The following is a 1,631-nucleotide window of genomic DNA, read 5'->3' as shown; positions in this document are numbered from 1 at the left end:
GTGGGAGCGGGCGATCCACCGCGACGTGGTCGGGCCGGTGCTGGAGGACCAGGTGACGGCGGTGCGGGAGGCCACGCGGCTCCGGCCGGACCTCGACCCCGGCCGGGTCGGCATCCGCGGCTGGTCCTTCGGCGGCTCGCTCGCCGCGCTGGCCGTCCTGCGCCGGCCGGACGTCTTCCACGCCGCGGTCGCGGGGGCCGGAGTCACCGACCAGCGGCTCTACCACGCCCTCTGGCGGGAGCGGTTCCTCGGCCATCCGGCGGAGTTCCCCGAGCGGTACGAGGCGTGCTCGCTCGTGGACGAGGCGCCCGCGCTGACCCGCCCGCTGCTGCTCATGCACGGACTCGCCGACGAGAAGGTGCATGTGGCGAACACCGTGCGCCTGTCCGGCGCGTTGCTGGCCGCCGGGCGCCTGCACGAGGTGGTGCTCCTGCCCGGCGTCGGCCACCAGGCGATCGGCTCACGGGCCACCGCGGACCTGCTGCGCCATCAGGTGAGTTTCCTGAGACGACACCTCGATCCCGAGGCGCGCCGCGCCGGCCGGACGTAGAACCTCAAGCCCGTGCGTGTGTGCACAGGGCGTCGTCGACCAGTTCGCTCTCGGCCTGTTCCACGTGCAGGACGTCGTCCGGTGATTCGGCGATCACGCCCGACAGCGAGACCGTGACGCCGCGCCGGCCGTCGGCGGTGACACCGTCGGCGGTGATCCAGCCGGCGTCGCCGCCCTCGTGGCCCCAGTACACCCCGCCGCACGACAGCGGGCGGGAGAAGAGCCCCAGCCCGTCACGGGCGCCCGGCATGAGCCTCTGGTACTCGGCGTTGACGGGAACGGTGTGCCTCATCTGCGCCAGCTGCGCCGGGCGCAGGAGCCGGCCGCCGAGCAGGGCGCGGAGGAACCGGTCGACGTCGGCGGTGGTGGAGACGAGCCCGGCCTCTCCATTGGTGCCCGAGCCGACCTGCTCGGTGACGTCCGTGAGCGGTTCGCCGGGTTGGAACCGCTGGTAGGTCTCGGCGTGGGGGCGGGGCAGCGTGGGTGCGGCGCCCGGCCAGAAGGTGTGTTCGAGGCCGAGCGGCCGGACGATCCGGTCCCGTACCTCCTCGTGCCAGGGGTGCCCGGTGACCCGCTGGATGATCATGCCGAGCAGGACATAGCCGGTGTTGCTGTAATTCCAGTCCGTACCGGGCCGAAAGTCCGGGCGGTGACTCATCGCCCGGGCGACGATCTGCCCGGGCGGGTGGATGTCGTACCGGTGCCGGTAGAAGTCCTCCGCCGAGGTGTAGTCGGGATAGTCGTCGTGGATGCCGCTGGTGTGCTGGAGCAGTTGGCCGATGGTGATCGCGCGGCCGTCGTTGCCGTTTCCCGAGACCACGCCGGGCAGCCATCGTTCGACCGGGTCGCCCGGGGAGAGCCTGCCGTCGCCGGCCAGTTGCAGGATCACGGTGGCGACGAACGCCTTGGTGACGCTGGCGATCCGGAAGTAGCCGTCCGGGGAGACCGGCCGCCGGGTCGTCCGGTCGGCGACGCCGCTCGTGGCGGTCAGAGTCCGGCCGCCGGGGCCGGTCAGGCGGGCCTGGACGCCCGTCACGCCGAGCGCGGTGATCGCGGCGGCGTCGCGCCGGAGCCGGTCGAG

The 1,631-nt window shown here is 73.2% G+C and carries 2 protein-coding genes; one reads left to right on the top strand and one right to left on the bottom strand.

The window, feature by feature from the left end; translation table 11 throughout:
- Window positions 1-550 (top strand): alpha/beta hydrolase family protein (locus ACFFNX_RS49440; protein ID WP_378213417.1); only part of this gene is annotated, 550 nt, incomplete at its 5' end.
- Between the two features lie 4 nt (window positions 551-554).
- Here ACFFNX_RS49440 and ACFFNX_RS49435 read toward each other — a convergent pair.
- Window positions 555-1,631 (bottom strand): serine hydrolase domain-containing protein (locus ACFFNX_RS49435; protein ID WP_378213416.1); only part of this gene is annotated, 1,077 nt, incomplete at its 5' end.

This window comes from Actinoallomurus acaciae, from assembly GCF_042429965.1.
Lineage (GTDB): Bacteria > Actinomycetota > Actinomycetes > Streptosporangiales > Streptosporangiaceae > Actinoallomurus > Actinoallomurus acaciae.
Note: the sequence above shows the minus strand (reverse complement) of the source record. Positions and strands in the feature narration are given on the sequence as shown.